This window comes from Streptomyces sp. NPDC002838 (genome assembly GCF_040295365.1).
Lineage (GTDB): Bacteria > Actinomycetota > Actinomycetes > Streptomycetales > Streptomycetaceae > Streptomyces.
This window is the reverse complement of record NZ_JBEOVF010000118.1, coordinates 1-8,532: the sequence shown is the minus strand read 5'-3', so window position 1 is coordinate 8,532 and position 8,532 is coordinate 1. Positions and strand designations below refer to the sequence as shown.

The window sequence follows — 8,532 nt, the reverse complement described above, 5'->3', positions numbered from 1 at the left end:
TTCCGTCAAGTTCCTGTCCGGACAAGGGAAGCCGGACAAAGGAAGGCGGCCGATCGCGGGAAGCAACCGGCCGCCTCTTTCAGATTTCAGACGAACTCACGAGATGAGCTTGATCGCCTGCCACCCCCCGCCGCCCACGACCGCCGACGGGCCCACCGGCCCGCTCTTCCGCCCGGGCACGAACTCCAGCCCCGCCGTGGTGTTCGCCGTTGTGGTCCACAGGTCCGGTACGCCGTCGCCGTCGGTGTCGCCGGAGGCGGTGATCAGCGGACGGGCGGTTGTGGTCCAACCAGTGGCGTACGCCGTGCGGTTGGCCGGTAGGCCCAGCGACGCCGGGTCGGTGCCGCCGTTGGAGACACCGTCGCCGTCCGCGTCACCCGGGCTGCGGCCGTGGTACAGCCACAGCTCGCCGTTCTGGGTGTTCCGGGCGATCAGATCGGTGAAGCCGTCCCCGTCGACGTCCCCGGGTGAGGCGAGCTGCATCTTGCCCCAGCCCGCATTGCCGATGAGGTAGCCCGAGTCGATGGCGCCGTTCGTGTGGCCCGGCAGGAACCACAGCTGGTCGCCGATGACCGCGATGAAGTCGGGGTTGTACACGTCGCTGTCCGGCGTGATGTCGCCGACCGAGACGATCTGCTTGGCCGCCGAAAGGTTGAGGGCCACGTCCGTCTCCGCGTCCGGGTAGATCCACACCTCCTGCTTGGTGTCCTCGGTGAACTCGCCCTGCCCGTCGTCGTTGGGGTAGAGCCACAGCTTCTTGTCGCGGAGGGCCACCAAGTCCTCGTAGAAGTCCTCGTTCCAGTCACCGCGGTGGGTCAGCAGGGCGCCGTCCCAGCCGCCACCCGAGGAGAGCGGAAGCATCGTCGCCATCTTGCCGCCGCCCGTGCCGCCGTACAGCCGGAGGTTGTTGGAGCCGTCGACGGCGAAGAAGTCGGGCAGGCCGTCGCCGTTGACGTCACCGGGCTTGTCCATGATGCCCGGGCTCTTCACGTAGAAGCGGTACGGGTAGACCGGGCCGGCGTTGCCGCCCGCGTCCACCAGGCGTACGTACAGCGTGTGCGGCCCCGGTGTGGGCGGGGTGATCTGCGCTTGTGCCGGGCCACCCTTGGCCTTGGGCTTCGCCGAGGAACTCGGTGGGGTGCGGTCCAGGCCGTACAGGTACTCGGTGGTGTCGGATACGCCGTTGGCACCGAACTCGAACACGCTCGTGGTGCGGGCCAGCGCACCCTCGACCGGCTCGATGTCGGGCGTCGTCTCGGGGTACCGGCCGTCCGTGGACTTGACGGTCGGCATCACGGTCGGCGCGTTCGGGTCGAAGCCGAATCGGCAGCCGGCCGCGCCCTGCGTCGGCGTCCAGTCGGAAGCGAAGGAGGCGTCGGCGGTGTCCTCGGTCTGCGCCTTCCAGGAGAACTGCCCGTTGCTGGCACCTATGTGCTTCGCGAGCAGGTCCTTGCCCACGGTGACGCGCGCCCTGGTGCCCTTGGAGTCGCTCGCCTTGACGGTGACCTTCACCCGCTTGTCGAAGATGATCCCGGGTGAGGTGTCGTGCTTGCCCGTGGCCCACAGATGGAACTGGACGTTGACGCCACCGCCGTCCGGGTCCCACACCTGCGCGGTCAGCTGTACGTCCGTCTTGCCGAGCGTGACGTACGACGAACCGTTCCCGCACTCGGTGCTGCTGACCTTGGTGCTGGGGATGGTGTCAAGCGCCCAGGGCGCCTTCGGCGGGCGGTTGAACTCCACGATCAGCTTGGCGTCCGGCTTGAACTTCTTCCAGCTGTACTGGTCCTTGTTCTCCTCCGCCTTCAGCGGCGCGCGCAGTCCGAAGGTGATGTTGGACCACTTGCTGGCAGCAGCCTTGACTGCCGCGTCCTTGGCCGTGAAATCGACCGGCGCGTTCGCGCAGCCGTAGTCCTCGTTGCCGTGGGCGTAGTTGCGGCTGTCCTGAAGGGTGGACCAGGATGGCTGCTTGCTCCAGGTGGTCGCCGAGCTGATGGAGCCGGTCAGCCACAGCTCGACCGGTTTCGGCGTGCAGGACCACGAGTGCGTCTCGGTGATCTGGAACTGTGCGTCAACCACCTTCACGCCCGCCAGGAACTTCGAGCCGACACGGAAGAAGGAGCGGGCTGTGCCTCCGGTCGACATTTCGTAGCCGACCCGCGCCTCTGTCGTTGTCTTGCCATCCCAGCCCGTGCCGTTCCAGTAACTGCTGGTCGGATGGGGCTTGTAGGCGATCGTCCAAGCCTCGCGGGTGCCGGTCATCCGCGGGTCGATGTAGACGGGAAACTCGGTGTCCGGGGCGTTCAGAAGCTTCTGGTCCGGCGTCAGGAGAATTTTCTCGTCGGTGACTTCGACACCGACCTCGCTGCTCTTGGTGCCGGGGGTGAGCGGGGAAGTGCCGGCGGGCGAGGCCGTGGCTTGTGCCGTGCCGACGCTCGCCGTGGGCGATGCGCCGGCCGTAGTGGACGTCGTCTTCGCCGCGGCGTCCTGCGCCGTCTCCTCCTCCGGCGTTCCCGACGAGTCCCACATACGGGCCGTGGAGGACGCGAACACCGTCTGCCCTGCCGCGTTGACCGCTCGGAGTGTGCCGGTCTCGGTGTCCTTGCGGACCTCCAGGCCCTCGGTGCGCAGCCCGAAGCCGATCTTCGCCAGCTCCGGACGGTCGGCTGCTTCCGGCGTCTTCACGATCAGAGCCTGGCTGAAACCGTCCACGCTCGCCTGGACGGCCAGGTCAACCCCCGGGAAGACCTCGCGGTAGGTCACGGTGGAGTCATCAAGCATGGGCTCGGGCAGGGTGTTCGGCCAGGTCAGGGCCAGTTCGCCGCCCTGGTCGGAGAGGGTCACCAGTCGGGTGTCGCCGCCGGCGGAGAACGTGACGCGGCCGGGCGCCGCCTTGGGTGAGATCCGGCCGGCCACCTTGGCGAGTGTGGTGTCCACCGAGGTCCAGGTGCCTTCGCGCTTCACGCGGACGGGCATGGTGTGCTGGGTGTGGCGGAGATTGCCGTTGGGTAATGCGTGGGTCTCGCTGGTCTCGGTGCGGGCGGACGTCACCTCCACAGGCTCGCCGGTCCGAGCGGCCCGCTGGAGTGCGTGTTCCTCGGCGTTCGCGGATGCCGTGGTCGAGCCGGTGTCGGCCGCGGCTGCCGTGGACGGTGTGATCGGTGTCAGCCCGAGCGTCCCTCCGGCGAGCACCGCGACGAGCGCGGCGCGCGCCGAGCGCCTGGTCGGGCGCTGTCTTCGGGATGTTGCTGGCATGGGCGAATCCCCCCGGAGTCGGTTGCCGTGCGAGCCCCTCCCGGGGTCGCTGCGTGCCCTTTCACGCGGGCCGCGACGCCGAACAGTACCCGTCACCAGGGGATTTCTTTGCTCATCCATGGTCAAAGTGGGGATCGTCGCATTGCCTTGCCTTTGCTTGCCAGGCTGATCGAAAGCGCTTACTGTCTGACCGTTCACCACTCGGTCACAGAGAGTGAGGGGGAGGTTTAGTGGAAGACTTAATAAGACAGTTACGTTACTTCGGCCACTGGCACAGATCCGTTTCCCTGTTCGTGGGGCTCCTGCTGTTCATCGGGCTGATACCCGACGACGCGAGCGCCGCCTCCGGGAGCACCCGGATCTCCGATGTGAAGCGCGATCCGTCCGTTCCCGGGCGGGAGTTCAGCAAGAAGCGCCCGAAGGTTCGCGACGACGCGGCGGGCGACTTCAGGCCGGCGGCCGGCAAGGTCGCGACCGGCACGTTCACGACGCTGGTGACCGACAGCCGTGACAAGTTGCCGCAGCGTGCGTCGCTGACCACCGACGCAACCCTGGGCTCGACCGCCATGCGAACGAGCATGGTGAAGGCCCGTCAGACATCCAGCGCGGCATCTGCCGCCAAGAAGGGCGTCCGCGCCCGCGGCCTGACCCCGAAACAGGCCGCCGCAGACGTCGGCACCGCCGTTCAGGTCCAGGTCCAGGACGCGGCCGCCGCCCGCAAGGCGGGCGTACAGGGAGTGCTGTTCACCGCGGCACCCGCGCCTGAGGGGATGGCTCCTGCCGCGTCCGGCTCCGTCGAACTGGAGCTGGATTACACGTCCTTCAAGGACACATACGGCGGTGACTGGGGCTCCCGGCTCCATCTCTACCGGCTTCCCGCCTGCGCGCTGACCACGCCGGAGCTGGACCGCTGCCGCACCCGTACACCGTTGACCGGCGCCAACGACCCGGTCGCGAAGACGGTCACCGGCACTGTCGACCTCGCCGCCGCGAACGCTGCGCCCACCGTGCTGGCCGCGACTGCCGCCGCCTCGGGTCCGGGCGGCAGCCACGAGGCCACCTCGCTGTCGCCGTCCGGTTCCTGGATGGCGGGCTCGTCATCCGGCGGCTTCTCCTGGACATACCCGATCGAGGCGCCCGAGGTGCCCGGCGGTCCGCAGCCCGAGGTCGAACTCTCGTACTCCTCGCAGGCAGTCGACGGCCGCACCGCCTCCACCAACGCGCAGTCCTCCTGGATCGCCGAGGGCTGGGACTACGAGCCCGGCTTCATCGAGCGGCGCTACCGCTCCTGCTCGGACGACAAGGGCGAGGTCGACGGCAAGAAGCCCAACAACACCGGTGACAGCGGCGACCTGTGCTGGGGCTCCGACCACGTCGTGATGTCCCTCGGCGGCAACACCACCGAACTCGTCAAGAAGGACGGCACCGACGAGTGGCGTCCCGCCGACGACGACGGCTCCCGCCTCCAGCGCAAGACCGGCGCCGCCAACGGCACCAAGGACGGCGAGCACTGGGTCCTGACCACCACCGACGGCACCCAGTACCACTTCGGCCTGAACAAGCTGCCGGGCGCCCCCGAAGGCACGGTCACCAACTCGGCGCTGACGGTTCCGGTGTTCGGCAACCACCCGACCGAGCCGTGCCACGCCACCGCGTTCATGGACTCCGACTGCGCCCAGGCCTACCGCTGGAACCTGGACTACGTGGTCGACCCGCTGGGCGACGCCATGACCCTGTGGTGGACCAAAGAGACCAACTTCTACGGCCAGAACATGAAGGCCGATCAGCAGATCTCCTACGTCCGCTCCGCGCAGCTCGCCCGCATCGACTACGGCCTGCGCTCCGACAAGCTCTTCGGCGTCCAGCCGGCCGGCCGCGTCGCCTTCACCACCGCCGAGCGCTGCATCCCCACCGCCGCGTTCGACTGCGCCGCGTCCAAGCGCACCGCCGCCAACGCCAAGCACTGGCCGGATGTGCCGCTGGACCAGGAGTGCGCCTCCGGTGCCAAGTGCACCGACAAGTACTCCCCGACGTTCTGGACCACCAAGCGCCTGACGAAGATCACCACCAGCGTGCTCTCCGGCAGTGCCCTGAAGACCGTCGACTCCTGGGCCTTGGGGCAGAGCTACCCGGCCACCGGCGACGGCACATCCCCGGCCCTGTGGCTGGAGTCCATCGCCCGCACCGGCCACGGCGCCGACGCGACCGCGGCCATGCCGAAGGTCACCTTCTCCGGCATCCAGATGGACAACCGCGTCGACAAGGTGGAGGGCCTGCCGCCCTTCTCCCGCTACCGCGTCCACGCCATCGACACCGAGACCGGCGGCCGTATCGGCATCACCTACTCGCCGCGCGACTGCCAGGCCCTGGAGCCGAAGCGGATGCCGGCGTCCCCCGAGTCCAACACCATGAGCTGCTTCCCGCAGTACTGGACGCCCAAGGGCGCCCTCAACCCGCTGAAGGACTGGTTCCACAAGTACCTCGTCACCGAGGTACGCGAAGAGGACCTGGTCACCGACAGCCCCGCCAAGGTCACCTCGTACGAGTTCCTCGGCGGCGCGGGATGGGCGTACGACGACAGCGAGTTCGCCGAGAACAAGCACCGCACCTGGTCGCAGTACCGCGGTTACGAGCGCGTCCGCACCCGCCAGGGTTCCGGCGACGACGTCAAGCAGCTCACCGAGCACCGCTACTTCCGCGGCCTGCACGGTGACAAGCAACCCTCCGGCACCCGGAAGTCGGCCGTCACGACGAGCGACGGCGCGAACCACGACGACCTGCCGCAGTACCAGGGCCAGCTGCTGGAGCAGATCACCTACGAGTCCGACGGCGGCCCCATCGACTCGGCGACCGTCACCACCCCCTGGGCCGTGAAGACGGCGACCCGAACCCGCCCCGGAAACACGCCCCTCGAGGCGTGGATGGCCCGCCCGGAGACCGTCCGCACCCGCGAGCGCGTCAAGGGCGACACCTGGCGCAGCTCCACCGAGACCACCAAATACGACAGCTACGGCCTGCCGTACCAGGTCGAGGAGAAGACACCCGGCGGCAAAATCCGCTGCTCCACGGTCAATTACGCACGCAGCACCACGGCGTACCTGATCGAGCTGGAGTCCCGCGAGAAGACGACGCTCGGCGCCTGCGGCACCACCGGCGGCGAGGTCGTCGAGGACACACGGACGCTGTACGACAACCTGGCCTTCGGCGCGGCACCCACCAAGGGCCTGCCCACCGAGGTCCAGGAGCTGAACGGCACGGGCGACGGCTACCTCACCATCGACCGCACCGAGTACGACATCCACGGCCGCGAGACCGCTACCTGGGACGCGGACAACCGCAAGACGTGGATCGAGTACACGCCGAAGACCGTGGCGCGTCCGCTCAAGCAGGTCTCCCACGACCCGCTCGAGCACACCGAGACCACGGTGTTCGACGACGTCCGCGGCCTGCCGCTGACGGAGGAGGACGCCAACGGCAAAAAGGCCACGATGGAGTACGACCCGCTGGGCCGTCTCCTCAAGGTCTGGGAGATCGACCGCGACCCTGCCACAGAGACTCCCACCGCCACGTACGACTACACCGTGCGCCGCGACGGTCCGACGATCGTCACCACGCGCACGCTGAAGGACAACGGCCAGTACGCCGTGTCGTACGAGATCCTCGACGGCCTGCTGCGCGAGCGGCAGACGCAGGACGAGGCGGTCGGCGCGGGCCGGATCGTCAACGACACCTTCCACGACAGCGCCGGCCGCAAGTGGAAGGAGAACGACGGCTACTACAACGCCGCCGAGCCCGAGGCGAAACTCCTCCAGGTCGGGGACAACCAGGTCCCGTCCCAGAACCGCACTGTCTTCGACGGCCTGGGCCAGCCCACCGCCGAGATCACGTACTACCGCGGCACGGAGAAGCTCCGCACGACGACCGAGCGGGACGGTGACGTCTCCACGACGATCCCGCCCAAGGGCGACACCGTCACCGCTGTCTTCGAGGATGCCGAGGGCCGCCTCGAGCGGCTGCGCGAGTACACCAACAGCGCGCGGACGAAGTGGCGGGACACCGTCTACGAGTACGACGACCTCGACAACCTGCGGAAGGTGACCGCACCCGGCGGCGCCGTCACTTCGTTCGAGTACGACAAGCGGGGCCGCCAGACCGCGGTCACGGACCCCGACGGCGGCCGTACCGAGATGCGGTACGACAACGCGGACAACGTGATCGCGACCATCGACCCGTTGCAGCGGACCCTGGCCACCACCTATGACGCGGGCGGCCGTCCGACCTCCCTGCGCGAGGGCAGCCAAACCGGCCCCAAGCGTGTGGAGTGGACGTACGACACCCTCGCCAAGGGCCTGCCGACGGCGGCGATCCGCTACGAGGACGGGCGCGAGTACCGGGAGGAGGTCACCGCGTACGACGACGCCTACCGCGTGAAGTCGACGAACACGGTGATCCCGAAGGAAGAGACGGGCCTGGCCGGCACGTACTCCTACACCTACTCGTACACCGAGACCGGCAATCTCGCCTGGGTCTCGCTGCCAGGTGCGGGCGGCCTGGTGACCGAGCGGGTCGTCTTCCGCTACAACTCCGACGACCTGCCGATCTCCATCGGCGGCGCGTCCATGTACCTCGCGGACGTGGAGTACTCGGCGTTCGGCGAGATCCTGCGCACGGACGCCGGACCGGCCGCCAAGAAGGTCTACGGCACGTACGTCTACGACGAGTTCACGCGCCGGCTCCAGACGTCCACCTTCGACCGCTCGGTCGCCCCGGGCCGCATCAGCGAGACCCGGTACGCGTACGACGATGCCGGCAACGTCACCAAGATCACCGACGTGCCAGGCAGCGCGTCGTCCGACGCGGGCAAGACGGACACGCAGTGCTTTGTCTACGACCAGCTCAGGCAGATGACTTCGGCCTGGACGGCGAAGACGGACGACTGCACGGCGGCCCCGTCCAAGGACACCGTCGGCGGTCCGGAGGCCTACTGGCAGTCGTACGAGTACGACGACGCGGGCAACCGCACCAAGCTCGTCGAACACGACCCGACGGGCGACACGGCGAAGAACGTCACCCGCTCGTACCTGTACGGCAAGCCGGGAGTCGGCGGCCCGAACGCGCTCGCGGAGATCAAGTCCGTGGGCCCGCAGGGCGAACGCCTGAACACCTTCTCCTACGACAACGCCGGCAACACCACCGGACGCCAGCACGGCGGCACCAACCAGTCCCTGGAATGGGACGTGGAGGGTCAGCTGCGCAAGGTGAGCCAGCCGGTCGAGG

2 protein-coding genes are annotated in these 8,532 nt (G+C 68.4%); one reads left to right on the top strand and one right to left on the bottom strand.

All coding sequences use genetic code 11. The annotated features are described in order from the left end of the window. Positions 1 to 96 precede the first annotated feature (96 nt). Positions 97 to 3,255, bottom strand: a complete 3,159-nt coding sequence (locus ABT063_RS51470; protein ID WP_351069200.1) for an FG-GAP repeat domain-containing protein — start codon at positions 3,253 to 3,255, stop codon at positions 97 to 99. A gap of 293 nt (positions 3,256 to 3,548) precedes the next feature. Here ABT063_RS51470 and ABT063_RS51465 point away from each other — a divergent pair. Beyond that, positions 3,549 to 8,532, top strand: a 4,984-nt coding sequence (locus ABT063_RS51465; protein WP_351069199.1) for an RHS repeat domain-containing protein, incomplete at its 3' end; no start/stop codon positions are given.